General features: G+C 58.1%; 20 protein-coding genes. 9 read left to right on the forward strand and 11 right to left on the reverse strand.

Annotated elements, in window-relative coordinates; genetic code table 11:
- Positions 1-2 precede the first annotated feature (2 nt).
- Positions 3-1,400, reverse strand: coding sequence for a chromosomal replication initiator protein DnaA (dnaA, locus tag OSH04_RS16860; RefSeq protein WP_009461437.1), 1,398 nt, complete (start codon positions 1,398-1,400; stop codon positions 3-5).
- Positions 1,401-1,624: 224 nt separating this feature from the next.
- Here dnaA and rpmH point away from each other — a divergent pair, with 224 nt between their 5' ends.
- From rpmH to OSH04_RS16895, 7 genes are all read left to right on the forward strand, one after another.
- Entirely contained in the window at positions 1,625-1,759 is a 135-nt protein-coding gene (gene rpmH, locus OSH04_RS16865; protein WP_003800771.1) for a 50S ribosomal protein L34, read from the forward strand.
- A gap of 69 nt (positions 1,760-1,828) precedes the next feature.
- Entirely contained in the window at positions 1,829-2,194 is a 366-nt protein-coding gene (rnpA, locus tag OSH04_RS16870) for a ribonuclease P protein component (RefSeq protein ID WP_009461433.1), read from the forward strand.
- Positions 2,191-2,433, forward strand: a complete 243-nt coding sequence (gene yidD, locus OSH04_RS16875) for a membrane protein insertion efficiency factor YidD (protein WP_035269485.1) — start codon at positions 2,191-2,193, stop codon at positions 2,431-2,433. Before rnpA ends, yidD begins: the two co-directional genes overlap by 4 nt.
- 107 nt (positions 2,434-2,540) lie before the next feature.
- Positions 2,541-4,208 (forward strand): membrane protein insertase YidC, encoded by a 1,668-nt coding sequence (gene yidC / locus OSH04_RS16880; RefSeq protein ID WP_266108914.1) that lies wholly within the window; start codon positions 2,541-2,543, stop codon positions 4,206-4,208.
- 140 nt (positions 4,209-4,348) lie between these two features.
- The gene (locus OSH04_RS16885) at positions 4,349-5,728 is read left to right on the forward strand and encodes an aspartate aminotransferase family protein (RefSeq protein WP_035269489.1); all 1,380 of its coding nucleotides are present in this window, start codon (positions 4,349-4,351) and stop codon (positions 5,726-5,728) included.
- On the forward strand, positions 5,725-6,786 hold the full coding sequence (locus OSH04_RS16890; protein WP_266108915.1) for a peptidogalycan biosysnthesis protein: 1,062 nt from the start codon (positions 5,725-5,727) through the stop codon (positions 6,784-6,786). Before OSH04_RS16885 ends, OSH04_RS16890 begins: the two co-directional genes overlap by 4 nt.
- Positions 6,768-7,670, forward strand: coding sequence for an arginase family protein (locus tag OSH04_RS16895; RefSeq protein ID WP_266108916.1), 903 nt, complete (start codon positions 6,768-6,770; stop codon positions 7,668-7,670). Before OSH04_RS16890 ends, OSH04_RS16895 begins: the two co-directional genes overlap by 19 nt.
- Positions 7,671-7,872: 202 nt before the next feature.
- On the opposite strand, the gene OSH04_RS16900 is transcribed toward OSH04_RS16895, so the two are convergent.
- The 10 genes from OSH04_RS16900 to OSH04_RS16945 form a co-directional block, all read right to left on the reverse strand.
- On the reverse strand, positions 7,873-8,265 hold the full coding sequence (locus tag OSH04_RS16900; protein ID WP_035269494.1) for a DMT family transporter: 393 nt from the start codon (positions 8,263-8,265) through the stop codon (positions 7,873-7,875).
- 9 nt (positions 8,266-8,274) lie between these two features.
- On the reverse strand, positions 8,275-8,634 hold the full coding sequence (locus tag OSH04_RS16905) for an EamA family transporter (protein ID WP_035269496.1): 360 nt from the start codon (positions 8,632-8,634) through the stop codon (positions 8,275-8,277).
- Complete coding sequence (locus tag OSH04_RS16910) at positions 8,631-9,557, reverse strand: alpha/beta hydrolase (protein ID WP_266108917.1); 927 nt, start codon at positions 9,555-9,557, stop codon at positions 8,631-8,633. The genes OSH04_RS16905 and OSH04_RS16910 overlap by 4 nt, the downstream gene beginning before the upstream one ends.
- Positions 9,554-10,261 (reverse strand): MtnX-like HAD-IB family phosphatase, encoded by a 708-nt coding sequence (locus OSH04_RS16915; RefSeq protein WP_266108918.1) that lies wholly within the window; start codon positions 10,259-10,261, stop codon positions 9,554-9,556. The genes OSH04_RS16910 and OSH04_RS16915 overlap by 4 nt, the downstream gene beginning before the upstream one ends.
- On the reverse strand, positions 10,254-11,165 hold the full coding sequence (locus OSH04_RS16920; protein ID WP_052159257.1) for an efflux RND transporter periplasmic adaptor subunit: 912 nt from the start codon (positions 11,163-11,165) through the stop codon (positions 10,254-10,256). The genes OSH04_RS16915 and OSH04_RS16920 overlap by 8 nt, the downstream gene beginning before the upstream one ends.
- Before the next feature lies 1 nt (position 11,166).
- Positions 11,167-11,895, reverse strand: coding sequence for an ABC transporter ATP-binding protein (locus OSH04_RS16925; RefSeq protein ID WP_200884461.1), 729 nt, complete (start codon positions 11,893-11,895; stop codon positions 11,167-11,169).
- A 16-nt stretch (positions 11,896-11,911) separates the two neighbouring features.
- Positions 11,912-13,045: an ABC transporter permease gene (locus tag OSH04_RS16930; protein WP_035269498.1), complete on the reverse strand. Its 1,134-nt coding sequence runs from the start codon at positions 13,043-13,045 to the stop codon at positions 11,912-11,914.
- Positions 13,042-14,415: an efflux transporter outer membrane subunit gene (locus tag OSH04_RS16935; protein WP_160289039.1), complete on the reverse strand. Its 1,374-nt coding sequence runs from the start codon at positions 14,413-14,415 to the stop codon at positions 13,042-13,044. The genes OSH04_RS16930 and OSH04_RS16935 overlap by 4 nt, the downstream gene beginning before the upstream one ends.
- Positions 14,416-14,523: 108 nt before the next feature.
- Positions 14,524-15,684 carry a sensor histidine kinase gene (locus OSH04_RS16940; RefSeq protein WP_035269499.1) on the reverse strand — a complete coding sequence of 387 codons (1,161 nt, stop codon included), beginning with the start codon at positions 15,682-15,684 and terminating at the stop codon, positions 14,524-14,526.
- Positions 15,669-16,439: a response regulator gene (locus tag OSH04_RS16945; RefSeq protein ID WP_080747977.1), complete on the reverse strand. Its 771-nt coding sequence runs from the start codon at positions 16,437-16,439 to the stop codon at positions 15,669-15,671. Before OSH04_RS16945 ends, OSH04_RS16940 begins: the two co-directional genes overlap by 16 nt.
- A gap of 55 nt (positions 16,440-16,494) precedes the next feature.
- On the opposite strand from OSH04_RS16945, the gene OSH04_RS16950 reads away from it, so the two are divergent.
- Both OSH04_RS16950 and OSH04_RS16955 read left to right on the forward strand, forming a co-directional pair.
- Positions 16,495-16,731 (forward strand): hypothetical protein, encoded by a 237-nt coding sequence (locus OSH04_RS16950; protein ID WP_254002477.1) that lies wholly within the window; start codon positions 16,495-16,497, stop codon positions 16,729-16,731.
- Positions 16,732-16,834: 103 nt separating this feature from the next.
- Positions 16,835-18,277 (forward strand): catalase, encoded by a 1,443-nt coding sequence (locus tag OSH04_RS16955; protein WP_063690085.1) that lies wholly within the window; start codon positions 16,835-16,837, stop codon positions 18,275-18,277.
- The last annotated feature ends 11 nt before the right edge of the window (positions 18,278-18,288 follow it).

Below are 18,288 nucleotides of genomic sequence, written 5' to 3' on the forward strand. Positions count from 1 at the left end.
GGTCATCCTTTGAGAGTTTGTTCCAGTACGTGTAATGCGTGATTCAGTTCGGCTTGCTTGGTGCGTGCATCCGAGATTTTGCGCACCGCGTGCAGCACCGTAGTGTGGTCCCTACCACCGAAAAGATCGCCAATTTCCGGCAAACTCTTTTGGGTCAGTTCCTTGGCCAGATACATGGCCACCTGGCGCGGCATGGCGATATTGGCGGGGCGGCGCTTGGAGTACATATCCGCGACCTTGATTTTATAAAAATCGGCCACGGTTTTCTGAATATTTTCCACTGTGATCTGCCCATTGGAGACCGACAGCAAATCCTTCAGTGCATCCTTGCACACTTCCACCGTCAAGACATCGCGGCCATGGAAACGCGCGTAGGCCGAAACCTTGCGCAGCGCCCCTTCCAGCTCGCGCACGTTGCTGCGCAGATGCTTGGCAATGAAGAAGGCCACTTCTTCGGGCATGGCAATGCCTTCGGCCTGAGCCTTGCGCAACAAGATAGCCACGCGCATTTCGAGCTCGGGCGGCTCGATGGCCACGGTCAGGCCGGAGTCAAAGCGCGAGATCAGGCGGCTATCAATATTGGCCAGCTCTTTGGGATAGGTATCCGAGGTGATGATAATCTGCTTGCGCTGAGCCACCATCGCTTCAAAGGCGTAGAAAAACTCTTCCTGCGTACGGTTCTTGCCGGCGAAAAACTGAATATCGTCAATCAGCAGCAAGTCCAGCGAATGGTAGTAGCGCTTGAACTCGTCAAACGCCTTGCGCTGATACGCCTTGACCACGTCCGACACGTATTGGTCGGCATGGACGTAACGTACCCGCACACCATTGCCATTGGCGACCAGCGCATTGCCGATCGCGTGAATCAGGTGGGTCTTGCCCAAACCCACACCGCCATACAGAAAGAGTGGGTTATAGGAGACACCGGGGTTCTCGGCCACCTGCAAGGCCGCTGCGCGTGCCAGCTGGTTGGCTTTACCCGTCACGAAGTTGTCGAAAGTCAGTTCGGCGTTCAGGCGCGAACGATCCTGTACCGCATCCACCACCGCCGTCATGGCCGGGTTGGCAACAGGAGGGGCCAGGTTTTCACCGGCGGGGCTGCCTGCAGGCGCAGGAGCGGCACGATCGGCCAGGGCGCGACGAGGCGCCGCGCTGGCCGAAGGCAGCTCGAACTGAACCGTTACGGGACATTCGTAGAAATCCGAAGCCAGTTCCTCTATGCGAGTGGCGAAATTCTTGCGGACCCAATCCAGTTTGAAACGATTAGGAGCAGAAACGCGCAACACCCCGGCTTCGCTGTCGAAGTCCAGGGGAACCAGTGGACGTATCCACGCACTTATTTGTTGGGGGGGAAGCTCCTGCTCCAATTTCTGAACGCAGGACTGCCAGAATTCATTCATCGGTCATCACTTCTGTAAACCTCGATTCTACCCTGAGCTGTGCCAAGTTATCCACAGGCTAACAAATTTAGTTGCGTAATATCGGGCTAAATAATTGACACAACAGAAAGAATTTGCTGAAATGACGGGCTTAACACGATTTTCTGTTGCCAGATCCCAAGCGTTTGCGCTGTCGGGGTGGAGATTTTCTGCGATTTCTGGCGGCTCATTTTTTTGGATACACCATGAAACGCACCTACCAACCCTCTGTTACCCGTCGCAAGCGTACCCACGGTTTTCGCGTTCGCATGAAAACTCGCGGTGGCCGCGCTGTTTTGAACGCACGTCGCGCTAAAGGTCGCAAACGTCTGGCTGTATAAGCCATGTCGGGATGCGGGGCCCAGGGTGATGGATCTATTATCTAAAGCCCGACTCCCACGATACGCATCATGCGTGCCTCCTTTCCAGCTACGGCTCGCTTACATAGCCCCACCGAATACGCACAGTCTCTTAAAGGGCAACGCGTAGGTCGCGGGGCTTTGTTCGTGGTCACTCGCTCTCGTGGCGAAGATCCACACCAGACCGAAGGCGCCCGTCTGGGACTGATCGTCCCCAAGCGCTTTGCCAACCGCGCCGTCACCCGCAACACCATCAAGCGTATCTTGCGCGAAACCTTCCGCCACAAACGTGAAGGCTTGCCCAATGCCGCCTATGTCTTTAGGCTGCACAGCAAGGTACCCCAGGTGTCGCTGACTGCCCTGAAGCAACTGGTTCGCACCGAGGCCGACACCTTGTTCTCCAAGGTACGGCCATGATGCGCAAACTGGCTTCGGCACCGATCCGCTTTTACCAGTTTTTTCTGAGTCCCTGGATCGGTAGAAACTGCCGCTTTACTCCCAGCTGCTCCAACTATGCCTTGCAGGCCATTGACATTCATGGCCCGCTCAAAGGGCTATGGCTTGGTGGTGTACGCATCTGCCGCTGCAATCCCTGGTGCAAGGGAGGGCATGATCCTGTGCCCGCTCGCACGCCCGAAGACCGCAACACTTTCTAAAATCGTCCTGGTCTGCGCCTTGTTTTTCAAGGCAACCCCCTGTTTGCTGACCAGCTACGTTAAACTGCTAAGCTTTTGCTCAGCTTTATAAATGTGATACAGGCGCTATGGATATCCGACGCACCATCCTATGGATGATCTTCTCCTTTGCACTGCTGCTGCTGTGGAACAACTGGCAGGAATATAACGGCAAACCATCGCTGTTCGCTTCCACCCCAGCCACCACACAAGCGCCAGCAGCCTCCGACGAACCTGCCGCAAACGGTGGTGTTCCCGCTGCTCAAGAGCCGACTGCGTCTGCTGCCTTGCCTTCGAGCAACAGCGCGGTGTCTGCCACAGCGCAAACTATCGACATCACCACAGACGTCTACAAGCTGGGCTTTAGCACCGAAGGTGCCCAGCTGATCAAGGCCGAGCTGTTGAAGTACGGTTCGCCCGAGAACCCCGAGCAGCCCATGGTGCTGCTGGATAACTCGCCTGCCTCCACCTACCTGGCTCAGTCCGGTATTGTGGGTGCCGCCGGCCAGAACCTGCCCAACCACCTGACCCCGTTCACCCTGGTCTCCAGCCAGCGCAGCATGACGGGCGATACGCTTGACGTCGTGTTTGAAGCCACTTCGGACGACGTGAAGGTCACCAAGACCTACACGCTGCACAAGGGCCGCTACGACATCCAGGTTCGTCACGACATCCAGAACAATACCGGCGCCGCGATTGACCCACGCCTGTACCTGCAACTGACTCGCGACGGCAACAACCCACCCGACTCTTCCCGCCTGTACAGCACCTTCACCGGTCCTGTGGTTTACTCCAGCGGCGACAAGTTCCAGAAGATCACCTTCTCGGACATCGACAAGAACAAGGCCACCTACGCGCGCAGCGTGGATAACGGCTGGATCGGCATGGTGCAGCATTACTTTGCAACCGCCTGGGTTCCTGCCCAGGACCTGCAACGCACCAATGAGATCCTGAAGCTGGGCAACAATCTGTACGCCGTGCGCACGCTGGAATCGGTCGGTTCGATCGCCGCTGGCCAAAGCAAGGCTGTGGACGCCTCCCTGTGGGTAGGCCCGCAAGACCAGAAAGCCATGTCGCAACTGGCTACCGGTCTGGATCTGGTGGTGGACTACGGCTGGCTGACCATCATCTCCAAGCCTTTGTTCAAGCTGCTGACCTGGCTGCATTCCCTGCTGGGTAACTGGGGCTGGGCCATTGTGGCATTGACCGTGCTGATCAAGCTGGTGTTCTTCCCGCTGTCGGCCGCCAGCTACCGCTCCATGGCCAAGATGAAGCAATTTGCGCCACGCATGCAAGCCCTGCGCGAGAAGTTCGGCGACGACAAGGCCAAGCTGAACGCCGCCATGATGGAGATGTACCGCACCGAGAAGATCAACCCGCTGGGTGGCTGTTTGCCCATGCTGGTTCAGATCCCTGTGTTCATTGCGCTGTACTGGGTGCTGCTGGGCAGCGTCGAGATGCGCGGTGCACCCTGGATTCTGTGGATTCACGACTTGGCCGCACGCGACCCATGGATGATTCTGCCCGCCATCATGATGGGTACCATGTTCCTGCAGATCAAGCTGAACCCCACTCCGCCTGATCCAATGCAAGCCAAAGTCATGATGCTGATGCCTCTGGTCTTTGGTGGCATGATGTTCTTCTTCCCCGCCGGTCTGGTTCTGTACTGGTGCGTGAACAACATCCTGTCCATTGCCCAGCAGCGCTACATCATGGTGCAGATCGAAAAGAACAGCGCGAAAGCAGCCAACAGCTAATTCGCTCTGACACAAAAAACCCCGCTACGTTTAGCGGGGTTTTTTTTGCCCATCTCCACACTACGTCCATCATCCATCAACGGTCAGTCCAACTTGCCTTCGTACATTGAGGTGGCACTCTTTTCAGGAGCACTCTCTCAATGTCCCTCGACATCAAAAACCTGCTGGCTGACGAAGCCCGTTACTGCTCATTTGGCGATACCGTTCACTACGTAGACCCACCTAAAGTCTTTACTGGCTGCGACGGCAGCTATTTGTTTGACGACGACGGCAAATCCTATCTGGACTTGCAGATGTGGTATTCGGCCGTGAACTTTGGCTACCGCAACAAGCGTCTGGACGATGCCCTGCGCAATCAGCTGGACACTTTGCCACAGGTCGCCAGCCAATATCTGCACCCCACCAAGATCGAACTGGCCCGCTTTATTGCCCAGGACGCCGAGCAAAAATGGGGCCAGGCTGGCCGCGTGCACTTCAACGTGGGTGGCGCACAGGCGGTGGAAGACTCCCTGAAACTGGTACGCAACGCCTCCCAAGGCAAGAGCCTGATGTTCGCCTTTGAAGGGGGTTACCACGGCCGTACCCTGGGTGCCTCGGGCATTACCTCCAGCTACCGTTACCGCCGCCGCTACGGCCACTTTGGTGACCGCGCCCAGTTCATTCCCTTCCCATACCCTTTCCGTCGCCCTAAAGGTATGACGTCCGAAGAGTACGCGGACTCCATCGTGCGTGATTTTGCCCGCAAGTTCGAGAACGAGTACCACGCCATCTGGGACCCCAAAACCAACCAGTGCGAGTACGCCGCGTTCTATGTGGAGCCCATTCAGGGCACCGGCGGTTATGTAGTGCCACCTGCCAACTTCTTCAAAGGTCTGAAGCAGGTCCTGGACCAGCACGGCATTTTGATGGTGGTCGATGAGATTCAGATGGGCTTCTGGCGTACCGGCACGCTATGGTCAATCGAGAACTTTGGCATCACGCCTGATGTGCTGGTATTTGGTAAGGCCCTGACCAACGGTCTGAACCCACTATCCGGTATCTGGGCTCGTGAAGAACTGATCAACCCCACCGTGTTCCCACCCGGCTCCACCCACTCGACCTTTGCCTCCAACCCGCTGGGTACGGCCGTTGGTCTGGAAGTCATGAAGATGACGCACGAAGTTGATTTTGGTCGACAGGTCCGTGACTCCGGCGCCTACTTCCTGGACGGGCTGCGCGATCTGCAGAAACGTCATCCCGAAATTGGTGATGTGGACGGCCTGGGGCTGGCCCTGCGCGCAGAAATCTGCACGACCGATGGCTTCACTCCCAACAAGGCACTGCTCGATCGCATGGTGGATATCGGCCTGGCAGGTGATCTGGATTACCAGGGCGAAAAGCGCGGCCTGGTGCTGGACGTAGGCGGCTATTACAAGAACGTAATCACCTTCGCTCCATCGCTGAACATTACACGCAGCGAGATCGACGAAGCCATGGTTCTGCTCGATCAGCTGATCACCCGCGCCAAGCAGTCTCAATGAAGCCACGCTTGCTGAACGCACTGGAACCAGCAGGGCTGGTGCAGCGCTTCCTGTCCTATCCCCCCGAGGGGTTTACGGCACTGGACGAGCTGCCCATGCCTGCCTTCCAGGCACCGTTTGAGCTGCTGACCACGGCTGATGATGTACTCAAGGAACGGGTGCGTCGTTGGCCGGGTCACTCGTGGTGGCAGCGTTTCCTGACGGTACGTACTGCCTTTGTCGGCACGACCGTCAGCGAATACGCCTGGCTGCCTTCCGAGTCGGATGTGCAGGGGCTTGCCAAAACCGTGCGCGACAAGCTTGGGCGACACTATGCGCTGACTATCATCAAGGACTTGCCGGCAGACTCGCCCTTATTAAGTGCCCACGCCAATGCGCAGACCAATGCCCTGGTCAGCGCTTGTGTGGAACAGGGTTTTATCCCGCTGCAAGGCCAGGCGCTGGCCTATGTACGCATTGATTTCCCCGATACGGATACCTACCTGTCCCGCCTGCCCAAAGATGCGCGTCGCTACCTGACCCGCAAGCTGCGCAAGCGCAATCAGCTTCGTATTGAACAAGTCCAAACCGGCAAAGCTTTTGCCAGCGAGCAACGAGTCGATCAGTACTACACCTTGTACCGCAGCGTGTATGCCCAAAGCGAGATTCACTTTGACCTGCTCAGCAAGGAGTTTCTGGCGTCGGTGCTGCGCGATGAGTCATCCAAAGGACTGGTTTTCGAGTACTACCGCGCGGACTCCAATGAGTTGATTGGCTGGAATCTGTGCTTTGAGTATGAGGGCCGATTGGTCGACAAATACATAGGGCTGTCCTATCCCGGCTCGCGGGAGCTCAGTCTGTATTTCGTCAGCTGGATGGTGAACCTGGAATACGCACTGGCGCAGGGCCTTAGCCACTACATTGCGGGCTGGACGGACCCCGGCGTCAAAGCGTTGCTGGGCGCGGACTTTACCCCAACGCGTCATCTGATTTACGTGCGTAACCCGGTCTTGCGCGCCCTTGCTCGGCGCTTTCTGGGACACTTTGAAATGGACAAAACATGGCTGAAAGCGACCTGATCCGCCCGCCTGTCGTACTGGATACGGACAGCTCGGTTGGCCCCTTGCCCGGTGAAATCCGCCTGGCACTAAGCGAGGACTGGCGCGAGGCATTACGCTTTGGATGCAGACGCCACACCCTGTTTGAAGGTATGACACAGCTGACACCCACCATGCCCGAACCTGGAGCACATGGGCCTGTGTTTCTGGGTAGCGGGGACTTCCATCACTTGAGCTGGCCGCTGATTCTGCGCTGCCTGTCCAAGCAGGAACAGCCAGTGGATGTGGTGGTGCTGGATAACCACCCCGACAATATGCGCTTTCCCTGGGGCATCCATTGCGGCTCCTGGGTGCATGAAGTGGCCAAGCTGACGCAAGTGGCCCAAGTGCATGTGATCGGCATTACCTCCGGAGACATAGGCTTTGGCCATGTTTGGGAACACCATCTGGGTGCGCTCTACGCCCGCAAGGTCACGTACTGGAGTAGTGGGGTAAACGTGAAATGGGCCAGCCGGCTGGGGCTGGCCTCCTGCTTTCGCCGATTCCCGGATCTGGACACGCTGGTACTTGCAGCCAGCGAACATCTGGCCCAGTCCCCCAGGCAGGTGTACGTCAGCATTGATAAGGACGTCTTCGACCCCGAGGTTCTGCGCACCAATTGGGATCAAGGGAAAATGCAGGAGCCGCATCTGCGCAGTCTGCTCAAAGCCGTGCGCGGACGCATCATAGGCAGCGACGTGACGGGCGATGTCTCTACCTGGCAGTACCGCAGTGCCTGGAAGCGCTGGCTAAGCACAGCAGACGGGCAAAGCACCGAACGCCAGCAAGCTGATCTGCCACGTTGGCAGGCACGCCAGCATGAGTTCAATCTACAGCTGACTCGCTGGCTGCACGAGCTCCGGTAAAAATCCTCCAGATCTACCTTACGGCCTGCATGCTGCTCGGAATCGACTGGCTCATAGCAGTCCGCAATGGGCACTGTGTGTCCGGGCTCGTGCCTGAGGGGAGCTTTTTTGCCAGGGGCGCCGAGCCTTGGTGCAGCCCGGCGGTCCCCCAAGCTTCACCTTCGGTTTGTGTCCCCAAGGGGGCTTCTTGTATTGCAGGTACTCAAACTGACTTGTGTTGCTGCGCCTGTTTGGACTCGCTAAGTGCCAGACACACAATACCGCCCAAGATAAAGAGGGTTCCCAGAATCTGTGGCCAGGCGATTTGCTCGTTGAACAAATACGCCGATACCGCCAGCACCGCCACAATCTCCAGATGTGACGCGGCAAAAGCCGGGCCTATGGGGGCCTTCTTGAGCAAGGTCAGCCAGCAGAAAAAGGTGCCGATATAGCCGATGAAGGCGCCATAAATCCACGGCTGGCTAAAGACCCGCGCCAGCCATTCCCAGGATGCCTGCAAAGGCAAAGCATGCTCTCCGGCCAGCTTGAAGCTGATCTGCGCCAAAGTGTCGAAAGCCAGCAGAACCAGAAAACCGATGATATAAAAACGCCGCATATCGGCCTCCTAGCCTTTCAAGCCCACAATACCCACACCAATCGACACCAGCAAAATCCCCAGCACCCGTAAAGGCGTCAGGCTTTCCCCAAACAAGATGCGGCCAAACAGCATCACGATCACAATGCTGATCGAGCCCATCAAGACACCATCGGACAAGGGCACTAAAGACAAGAAGGCCAGCCACACAACAAACTCAACGAGGTAGCAGGCTATTCCCACCCAAAGCCAAGGACGGCTGAACATGCGCTGCCAACGGTCCAGCCCCTGCCTGTCACCTGGATCCGCGGCAGCCGCTTTGAAAGCCAATTGCCCACCGCTATCGACCAGCACATTGCAGATCCACAAAGCAATCACCAAAGGGCTCATGACCGCCGGGTCCCACGGCCAGCAGCATCAATAGCCGTCACGAAATCCACCACGCGCGCAATCACCTGCCTGCGTTCGCGATCAATGGTAATCATGTGATAACTGTCCTGCAGCAAGCACAATTCCACCGGCGCGTGACGCACGCCATCCACGATCTCGTAGGCATTTCCGACTGCGGCAATATCATCATGTTGAGCATGTATGACCAGGCAGGGTGCACGCACCTTGTCCAGGTTCTTGCGTACCCGCGCCGACAAGGCATGCATCTCGATCACGGCCCACCAAGGGTTTCCGGGTAAACCGGCAGCGGCACTGTCTCCACTATTCATCTGACTGACGATGCGTGCCCGCAAGGCTTCGTCCTTGATGCCATAAGGAGGCTGCTCCATGAACACACTGCGTCGGCCAATACCCAAGGCCCGTAACCAAGGCAGGATGAAAGAGAACTTGGTGTACGTGGGCATGCTCCAGCCGTCGTAGCGGAAGGTGGGGGACAGGGCCACGACCCCGGCAATCTGATTCGGGCGCAACTGCGCCAATCCCAGGGCCAGTACCGCCCCCATGGACAGGCCACCGGCCACCACACGATCTACATAACGCGCCAGCAAATCGGCACCACGACAGACGCTGCTCAGCCAGTTTTGCCAGCGTGTCGACACCAGTTGATCCATGGACCCGCAATGTCCTGCCAACTGCACCGCATAGACCGTAAAACCCTGACGATTCAGCCCTCGAGCCAGCACACGCATTTCATTCGGTGTGCCCGTCAAACCATGAATCAGCAGCACGCCAGTGCGCGCATGTGCGCCGTGGCCCCGCAGCAAATACTCATGCGACAACAGTTCGTCCGGTCGAGACGTCAAACCTTGTTCAGCCAATTCAGGCAGGCTGGAGAAAGCCGGGTGCAAAGCCGCGTCACTCATACCACTGACCTTAAATCCGGAGTGTGCAGCAAGGAGGGCAGCAGGGCGATCGCCTGGCTGAAGTCCTCGAAAGGGGCATGCGCAATACCGCGCTCCTGGCAATAGTCCTGCAAACGACCTTTAGCCAGAACAAAATCCGCCTTGGCCGCCACACAAAAATCCGAGCTGCCATCGCCGATGTACAGCACGCGCTGGCTCTGAGCATGTGTCTGGGACAGATGGCCACACTTGCAATTCGCACTGGCGCAATCCAGCCTGTGCCAAGGCGTATCCAGCCGCCAGCGACGTGGCCCCTGCACTTCCAGACAATTAGCCAGCACCGGCAAGCCGCGTAAGCCTTCGCGGCCCAGCAGGTAGTGAATGGCATAGTCCAGACCATCACTGACGATCTGCAAGGGCACACCCAAGCGCTTGGTGACAGCAACAAACTGCGCAAAAAACGGGTCAATTCCGACCTCATCCAGACAGCTGTGCAGCTCAGCCACACTCATGTCCAGCAAGGCAACTTGCCCGCACATGCAATCGTGCGAGCCAATCTCGCCACGCTCCCACGCCTCCTCCAGCTCCTGCCAGCCGGGCATGCCGTGCCGATTCAGCAAGGTGTCGGCCACATCCTGCAGGCTGATCGTGCCGTCAAAGTCGCACTGTATTCGCCACTGCCCTGTTTGCATGGCGGATTTGTAATTAAGGAGCATTTCATTCATGGAAAATCACCCTGACGTTCTGTCCCACCCGAGCCTGAGCCGCTTCATCGAAAGCCAGCACGGCCTCGACCACACGCACCGGGCCGCGTTGGGAGTCGTCCTGCAAACGGCCTTCACCGTAGACCGGGCTGATACGCAGCACATGGGCCGAAGGCAGGGCAGTCGTTTGACCACTGCCTTCGGTATCAAAGACCACACGGGCTTTCATGCCCACCTTGACCTGTTCCACATAGGCCGCATTCAGCTCCACTCGCAATTGCAAGGGACGGGCGGGCAATAGCGTGGCCATCACCTCCCCGGCTTGTACAAAACTGCCCTGACGGACAGCAAGACTGACAATCTCGCCGGCCTCGGGAGCGAGCAATGCAAACTGCGCCAATTGAGCCTTTTGCTGCTTGCCCTGAGCGCGCGCCAGCTCCACATCTGCCTGGGCAATCTCGACTTCGGTACGGGCCTGCCGCAATCGTTGCTGAGCCTGGTCCGCCTGTTGGGGCTGAGCCGCGCCAGCGCGTGCCGCCGTGGCATAACGCTGAGCAGCTTGCTGCACGGCGGGCAGGGCAGCCTGGGCGGCACGCAAACGTGCCTGGGCCAAGGCCAGACGGGCCTGCGCAGTCTCTACTTGCGCCAGCTCTACACCATCACGCAAAGCAAACAAGGATTGGCCCACTTGCACCGTATCGCCTTCACGCACCGCCTGTTCGGACACCACGCCGGATACCGGCATTGCCAGCTTGAGCAGGCCGCCTTCCACCTCTACCTTGCCACGCGCAATGGCAATGTCACGCAATCCACTGGAAGCGGTCTGTACAAGAGGTTCCGGGGGGCGTTTGGAGCACGCTGCCAACATCACACATGCCGCAATCAAGGCCCAGCGCCAGCGTCCTGGAGACGCATTCATCATCATTTCACTCCTGTGTATGTTCCGGACTACGCCGATCACTGCGAATAGCCCCGTCTTCCATGCCCACCACCCGATCTGCGTGACGAACCACACGTGGGTCATGACTGACACACAGCACGGTGGCGCGATGCTTGCGGGCGAAGCGGTGCAAGATGTCCACGACACGCTGCCCGTTCTCGGCATCCAGAGCGCTGGTAGGTTCATCGGCAAACAGAAGCTGTGGCGTCTTGGCAATCGCCCGGGCAATGGCCACCCGCTGCTTTTCGCCGCCCGATAGCTGCGCCGGACGCATATGCGCGCGATGCAGCAGCCCTACCTCTTCCAAAGCCTGATACGCCAGCTCTGCACTGGTACGGGCGTTCATGCCCAAATAGCCCAAGGGCAATTGCACTTGCTCCTGTGCGGTCAGCGCGGGAAACAAGTTGAAGCCCTGGAACACAAAGCCGGTGTGCTGCAGGCGGAAATCATCCCGTTCACGGCGGCTCATTTCTGCCAGGTTCTGGCCCAAGGCAAAGGCCTGCCCCTCATCGGGTTGCTGCAGCCCGGATAGCAAGGCCAGCAAGGTACTTTTGCCGCAACCGGACGGGCCGGACACCAAGGTCAGCTCGCCTGCATGAACCGCCAACGACAGGCGATTGAGCACACGCAGTTGCACTACCCCCGTCAAAAAGGATTTACCCAGGGCAAGGGCATTCAGGCTGGGTTCGCCACTCGGGGGCAAGGACATAGTCATGGTCTGTTTTCCTGAATCAGCGCAAGAGCAGGGACGGATCGGTACGCCACAAGACACGGACTGCCATCACACTGGAGAGCAAGGACATCAGGCCTACCAGCACGGCGCAGGCCAGTGCCACTAAAGGGGTCATCGCGACCGGTACGTGGTACAAAGCTGCCAGGGCCAACAGTGCAGAACTGATCACCGCGGCCAGCACCATACCCATTCCACCCACCATGCACGACTGCTCGATCACCACCCTGGCCAACGCCGTACGGCTGGCTCCCAAAGCATTCAAGGTGGCGTATTCGCGGGCAGACCCGGCCACCACCGCGGCAAAGGACTGGTTCGTAATCACGGCCCCAACAAGACACACAATCAAGGCCATGAACAACACCGCCATACCTGCGCCGGTATCCAGCAACCAGTAGCGTTGCGAGCGTGAGGCAAACTGGTCAGCCGTCCAGACTTCATAGGGACCAAAAGCCGTTGTGCCATCGTTAAGCCTGGCCTGCACCAGCTCGGGGGCGATGCGAGTGCGAGCCACGTAATACGTACTGCCACGCACATCAGGCTCCCCCTTGACCTCTCGGGCGGTATCCACTGAAGCCAACACATTCACACCACCCAAACCCCGCAAACCGCGCAGCAAGCCCACGACACGAACCGGTTTGCCATTGATCCAGGCGCGGCTGACATCTCGATTCAATCCCAAGGTCTGCAGATCCGCCTCGTCCACAATCACCGCACCGGGTTCCCGTAAACGAGCGCGCATATCGGCACCTAATAGCTGGTCAAACATCATGGCCCCGTCACTGACCGATACGCCCGACAAATAGACCGAAACGCTGCCGCTATCACTGGCTTGGGCCCGCCAATCACCATCCACCCATTCATAGGGTTCGACGTCAAGCACATCGGGGTCCATGCGCAAACGCATGGCCACATCGGGGTCAATGGACTGCCCGAAATTCACGCTTTGTGTACCGGGATAGCCCACCCACAAGTCCGCCGACGAGGCTTTGACGTAAATGGCCGCTGTCCCAAAAATCCCCAGCACCAAGGCCGCTTGCGCCACCAGCATCAAGCCGGAAAAGCCCACAGCCAGCACGACGGGGACAAAGCGCCGCCACTCGTAAACCAGGGTTTTACGTGCCAGTGCGATCATGGCTCTTGCTCTTGCGGCAAAGGCGCACCGCCCAAAGCCTTGTACAAAGCCACAAACGCCAGCACACGGCTATCCTGTGCCAGTTCCAGATCCGCCTGCGCCTTCAAATGGGCACGGCGCGCCTGCAGTAACTCCAGTTCGCTGGACAGACCCAGGCCTACCAAGGTTTGTTGACGTATTTGCCCCTGTTGCAGCACCTGGCTTGCTTGCTGCAAGGTTTGAATACGGCTTTGCTGATTCACCAACGCTGCCAAGGACTGCTCCACTTCAGATACCGCCGTGACCACCGCTTTGCGATAGCCCAGCAAGGCGGCATCCAGCTCCTTTTCGCTAGCCCGCACACGGGCACGACGTGCCCCCCAATCCCACAGAGGGATATCCAGCATGGGACCAATAGACGGCACCGAATCCGTGCTGGTGCGCATATTGCGGGTGATGTTGTAGGAATACAGGATGGAGCCCCCCAAACGCAGTCGAGGGTACAGAGCCGAACGCGCTACTCCGACTTGGGCGGCAGCCTGCAACACTTCGGCCTGGGCCATGCTGATGTCGGGTCGAATACGAACCAGATCCGCCGGTACTTGGCGCAAGGTAAATGTTTGAGGCAAGCGCGCCTGGGCACCCATTGCCCACAGAAAATCAGGTTGATCACGCCCCAACAGCAAAGCCAGGGCACGAGCGGCCCGATCCGCACGCTCTTGCAAGTTCAGGTACTGATCCCTGGTTTGAGTCTGGGTCAGGCGGGCCTGCTCCAGCGCCTCGTATGAACCCAGATGGGTTTGCCAGCGCACTTGAGCCAAGGACAGGGCCTGTTCATCCAGCTTGGCTGTCTCTTCCAGCAGGGCTTGTTGACGACGGGCTTGAGCCAGGTCCATGTAATTGCGTACCACGGAGGCGATGACCGTCACGCGCATGCTTTGCAAGTCAGCCTGTGCATAGCCCAGATCCGCCATCGCTTTCAGCCGGGCATTTTCCATGGCACCAAACAGGCCCAGCTCCCACACCATATCCAGGCTCGCATGGAAATACATATCCTGTGCGGGTACGTCCTGCACCGGATGGGCGTCCGCATTCAAAGCGGGCAGAAATTTGCTGCTCCAGCGCTCGGTGATCTGGCGTTCACCCTGAACACGGCTGAACATTTGCGCCAGATCCAGATTCTGGGCCAGGGCCTCTTGTACCAAGGCGTCCAGCTGCGGGTCGCCCAGCACATGCCACCAGGCACGTAGCTCAACCACTGGCCCTTCATTGGCGACCTGGCTATCCCACTCCTGCGCCTGGGGGCGCGACAAATCCGGGACGAGAGGCGCAAAGCAACCCGACAGTAAGGCGGCACACCATAGCGCCGGAAAAAGACGAAGAATGGACAACAGGGCAGCCACTCCCAAGCACGAAATAAGAGATGGCTACAGCATGCACGGGCCACGTTGCGTAGCCGTGCACAAATGATGGAGAAATGATGGAGATAGAAATGCGGCTTAGTTCGCCGTGCTGCGATTCACCAGCGGAAAACGCATTTGTACGCTGGCACCACCCCGTTTGGAGGTCCCAACGATGACAGTGCCGCCTTGCTGTTCAACCAGCGCCTGCACAATCGACAGGCCCAAACCCGAAGCATGGCGTTTGCTGCCCGGTTCTTGAGCAAAGCGTTCGAAAGGGCGGTCACGCATGGATTCAGGCAAGCCGGGGCCCGCATCATTAATCGACAAGGTGGCATGGCCTTCGCTAAGCTCCAGCGAAATCCCCACCCAGCGCCCTTGGGCGGCGTAGCGAAGACAGTTCTCCAGCAAATTGCCAATAATCTGCCGCAAACGGTCCGGGTCCACCAGGACGCAAGCAGGCACTGGCGGCAAGTCAGCCTCCAGCTCAAAACCCTTTTCCTGCAGGCGGGCATCAAAACGATCCAGTTCTTCCGCCACCAGCGGCACCAGATCCAGTTGCTCGCAATACAAGGACAATCGCCCCGCAGAGGCCAGGGAAATCGTATGCAGATCGCTGACCAAACGGCCCAGATGCAAAGATTGCTGTAACAAGCCGTGCATTTCCTGCTCGGTGCCGGGAATGACCCCATCCACAATAGCGTGCAAGCGGGCACTTAACACCGCCAAAGGGGTGCGCAGCTCGTGCGACAAGGAGGCCACCGTCATGCGGCGCTCACGGTCCAGCGCTTCCAGCGAATCAATCATGTGATTGAAGTCGCGCACCATCTCGGCCATTTCACCGCGTGCCTGGCCTTCATGCGCACGCACGGTAAAGTCGCCTACCGCCACCCGGTTGGCCGCCTCCGCCATGGACTCCAGAGGCTGCATTACCCGGCGCGATACCCAAAACCCCGACACCAGCCCAAAGGGCAGGCCTATCATCAGAGTAAAAAGCAAGGTCAGGTATTCGCGAGTCCAGGGATCACCCTGCCAGTACTCGCCATAAATCTGCATGGCACGTGGGCCTTCTTCCAGACCCTGAACCACAAGCTGGTCATACTCCAGGCGAATATCGGTGGGAAGAGAGCGGTAAAAGCGATCCTCCTCGTACTTCCAGAACAGCAGCTGGGTGATGGCCAGCACAGACAGGGTGACCACAATCGCGATGGCCACCGCCAAGCCAAAGCGAACCCAGATTCGGTCTAGTATTCGCGCCATAAGCGATAGCCCACTCCACGTACGGCCTCGACCAGCTCGCCCTGGCCTACCACCTGCAGTTTGCGTCTTAACTTGGAGATGTGGGAGTCAATCACCCGCTCCATCGCATTACTTTCAGGCAAACATTGCTCAATCAGATAGTTACGGGAAAAGCAACGACGCGGCTGGGCCGCCAGGCAGGCCAGCAAGCGAAATTCCGTGACGGTCAGCGGCAAGGGCACAACCCGATCACCCTCCACATGCACCAAGGCCACGTGATCCTGCTCATCAATTTCCAGGCTACCCACACGGATGCGAGTGCTGGGTGCAACAGCGCCGCTGCGTCGCAGCACGGCGCGGACACGGGCCACCACCTCCGCCGGATTAAAAGGCTTGATGACATAGTCATCCGCCCCCAAACGCAGGCCCAGAAGCTTGTCCACATCATCGGCCAATGCCGTGACCAGGATCACCGGGGTTTGACCCGCGTTACGGATGGCACGCAATACATCCAACCCATCCACACCGGGTAGATGAATGTCCAGCAACACCATGTCCGGGCGCAGATCCCGGAACAATTGCAAAGCCTGGAACCCATCGCCCGCTATCGCTGTACGCAAGCCATCGCGGCGCAGATAGGCATCCAGCACACTGGCAATATCGGGTTCGTCTTCCACCACTAGCACCAGTTTTTGCAAGGTGGCATCACGTGTAGATGCTGTGTGAGAGAGGGTGTCGCCAAAGGAATGGCCACCGGTCTTGGGGGGAAAATTCATAAATTATCGTTGTCCTGAGTCCTGCTAGGCGGCACCCCGACCAGGGGCAGAAGGCATGAAAACGGGCTTCTCAACGCTGGGCCCATTTAGTACACCGCAGTACGCCGCAGGCGGCTGGGTGGATGATACACCTGCCCGAAATACTCTGTCCAACGGCGTAAAAGGCCCGTATTTACAAACATTTATCAATTTTTCAGATTCTGCTCATAGAAATTTCATGCGCAGCGTTTCTACTTACCGCTATGATCGGGATGAAAACCGTCTTGATAGCAAAAAGCTATACGTTCACTAAAATCATTTGATTTAACTATTTCGACCAAGGCAAGTAGACTGATCTCAACTTCTTAAAACGACCCGCCCCCCTCGGTTCGGGTCAGCTTCAACGGAGAAACACAATGAGCAATAAAACCCTGACGACCGCCGCTGGCCGCCCTGTTGAGGAGAACCAGAACTCCATGACGGCAGGCCCTCGTGGTCCCGTCCTGATGCAGGATTATTGGCTGCTGGAGAAGCTGGCTCACTTTGATCGAGAACGCATCCCGGAGCGTGTCGTACACGCCAAAGGCTCGGGCGCTTTCGGTACCTTTACCGTCACGCACGACATCACGCAGTACAGCATGGCCAAGGTCTTCAAGCCAGGCAGCCAGACCCCCGTTTTCTTACGTTTTTCCACCGTAGCAGGTGAAGCAGGAGCCGCCGATGCAGAACGCGACGTTCGAGGATTTGCCCTCAAATTCTATACAGAAGACGGAAACTGGGACCTCGTGGGCAATAACACTCCTGTCTTCTTTATACGGGATCCACTGAAGTTCCCCGACTTCATCCACACACAGAAACGCGACCCTCGCAGCCACCTGCGCAATATGAGCGCCGCCTGGGATTTCTGGTCCTTGTCGCCCGAATCCTTGCACCAGGTCACCATCTTGATGAGCGACCGCGGTTTGCCCTGTAACCTGCGCCAGCAGCACGGCTTTGGTTCGCACACCTACAGCCTGATCAACGATAAGGGCGAGCGCCACTGGGTGAAGTTCCACTTCAAATCCCAGCAGGGCATTGCCAACTACACCAATGAAGAAGCCGCCAAAGTCGTGGGCCAGGACCGCGAGAGTTCGCAGCGCGATCTGTACGAGAACATTGAAAAGGGCAACTTCCCTCGCTGGGCGCTGCGCATTCAGATCATGACCGAAGAGCAGGCACGCACCTACCACATCAACCCCTTTGACGTGACCAAGGTCTGGCCACATGGCGACTTCCCGCTGATCGATGTGGGCATGCTGGAGTTGAACGAGAACCCCACCAACTACTTTGCCCAGGTGGAGCAAGCCGCCTTTACGCCTGCCAACCTGGTGCCCGGCATTGGTCACTCGCCCGACCGCATGCTGCAAGGTCGTATCTTTTCCTACGGCGACACCCAGCGTTACCGTCTGGGCGTGAACCACGGGCTGCTGCCAGTGAACGCACCGCGTTGCCCGTTCCACAGCTACCACCGCGATGGCGCCATGCGTACTGGCGACAATAACGGCGGCACGATCAACTACGAGCCCAACAGCCAGGGCGAATGGCAACAGGCTCCCCGTAGCGAACCGCCTCTGGCGCTGGACGGCCAGCCGGCAGATCACTGGGATCACCGCGTGGATGAGGATTACTACTCGCAGCCCGGCAATCTGTTCCGCCTGTTCAACGACGAGGAAAAGCAGCGTCTGTTCAGCAATATTGCCGACGCCATGGCGGGTGTTCCCAAGGAAATCATCGAGCGTCAGCTGGGCCACTTCACCAAGGCAGACCCTGCCTACGGTGCCGGTGTAAGGGCAGAACTGACAAAACGCGGTCAGCTTTAAACCCTGACCGG

It is taken from the genome of Alcaligenes nematophilus (assembly GCF_026344155.1).
In the GTDB taxonomy this organism is placed as follows: domain Bacteria; phylum Pseudomonadota; class Gammaproteobacteria; order Burkholderiales; family Burkholderiaceae_B; genus Alcaligenes; species Alcaligenes phenolicus.

Excerpts from the sequence above, each read along its gene's own strand:
- yidC (WP_266108914.1), top strand. The coding sequence starts at position 2,541 with ATGGATATCCGACGCACCATCCTATGGATGATCTTCTCCTTTGCACTG.
- OSH04_RS16890 (WP_266108915.1), top strand. The coding sequence starts at position 5,725 with ATGAAGCCACGCTTGCTGAACGCACTGGAACCAGCAGGGCTGGTGCAG.
- rnpA (WP_009461433.1), top strand. The coding sequence starts at position 1,829 with ATGCGTGCCTCCTTTCCAGCTACGGCTCGCTTACATAGCCCCACCGAA.
- OSH04_RS16885 (WP_035269489.1), top strand. The coding sequence starts at position 4,349 with ATGTCCCTCGACATCAAAAACCTGCTGGCTGACGAAGCCCGTTACTGC.
- OSH04_RS16920 (WP_052159257.1), bottom strand. The coding sequence starts at position 11,165 with ATGATGATGAATGCGTCTCCAGGACGCTGGCGCTGGGCCTTGATTGCG.
- OSH04_RS16950 (WP_254002477.1), top strand. The coding sequence starts at position 16,495 with ATGAAAACGGGCTTCTCAACGCTGGGCCCATTTAGTACACCGCAGTAC.
- OSH04_RS16940 (WP_035269499.1), bottom strand. The coding sequence starts at position 15,684 with ATGGCGCGAATACTAGACCGAATCTGGGTTCGCTTTGGCTTGGCGGTG.
- OSH04_RS16910 (WP_266108917.1), bottom strand. The coding sequence starts at position 9,557 with ATGAGTGACGCGGCTTTGCACCCGGCTTTCTCCAGCCTGCCTGAATTG.
- OSH04_RS16945 (WP_080747977.1), bottom strand. The coding sequence starts at position 16,439 with ATGAATTTTCCCCCCAAGACCGGTGGCCATTCCTTTGGCGACACCCTC.
- OSH04_RS16925 (WP_200884461.1), bottom strand. The coding sequence starts at position 11,895 with ATGACTATGTCCTTGCCCCCGAGTGGCGAACCCAGCCTGAATGCCCTT.
- OSH04_RS16905 (WP_035269496.1), bottom strand. The coding sequence starts at position 8,634 with ATGAGCCCTTTGGTGATTGCTTTGTGGATCTGCAATGTGCTGGTCGAT.
- OSH04_RS16930 (WP_035269498.1), bottom strand. The coding sequence starts at position 13,045 with ATGATCGCACTGGCACGTAAAACCCTGGTTTACGAGTGGCGGCGCTTT.
- dnaA (WP_009461437.1), bottom strand. The coding sequence starts at position 1,400 with ATGAATGAATTCTGGCAGTCCTGCGTTCAGAAATTGGAGCAGGAGCTT.
- rpmH (WP_003800771.1), top strand. The coding sequence starts at position 1,625 with ATGAAACGCACCTACCAACCCTCTGTTACCCGTCGCAAGCGTACCCAC.
- OSH04_RS16895 (WP_266108916.1), top strand. The coding sequence starts at position 6,768 with ATGGCTGAAAGCGACCTGATCCGCCCGCCTGTCGTACTGGATACGGAC.
- OSH04_RS16900 (WP_035269494.1), bottom strand. The coding sequence starts at position 8,265 with ATGCGGCGTTTTTATATCATCGGTTTTCTGGTTCTGCTGGCTTTCGAC.
- OSH04_RS16915 (WP_266108918.1), bottom strand. The coding sequence starts at position 10,261 with ATGAATGAAATGCTCCTTAATTACAAATCCGCCATGCAAACAGGGCAG.
- OSH04_RS16955 (WP_063690085.1), top strand. The coding sequence starts at position 16,835 with ATGAGCAATAAAACCCTGACGACCGCCGCTGGCCGCCCTGTTGAGGAG.
- yidD (WP_035269485.1), top strand. The coding sequence starts at position 2,191 with ATGATGCGCAAACTGGCTTCGGCACCGATCCGCTTTTACCAGTTTTTT.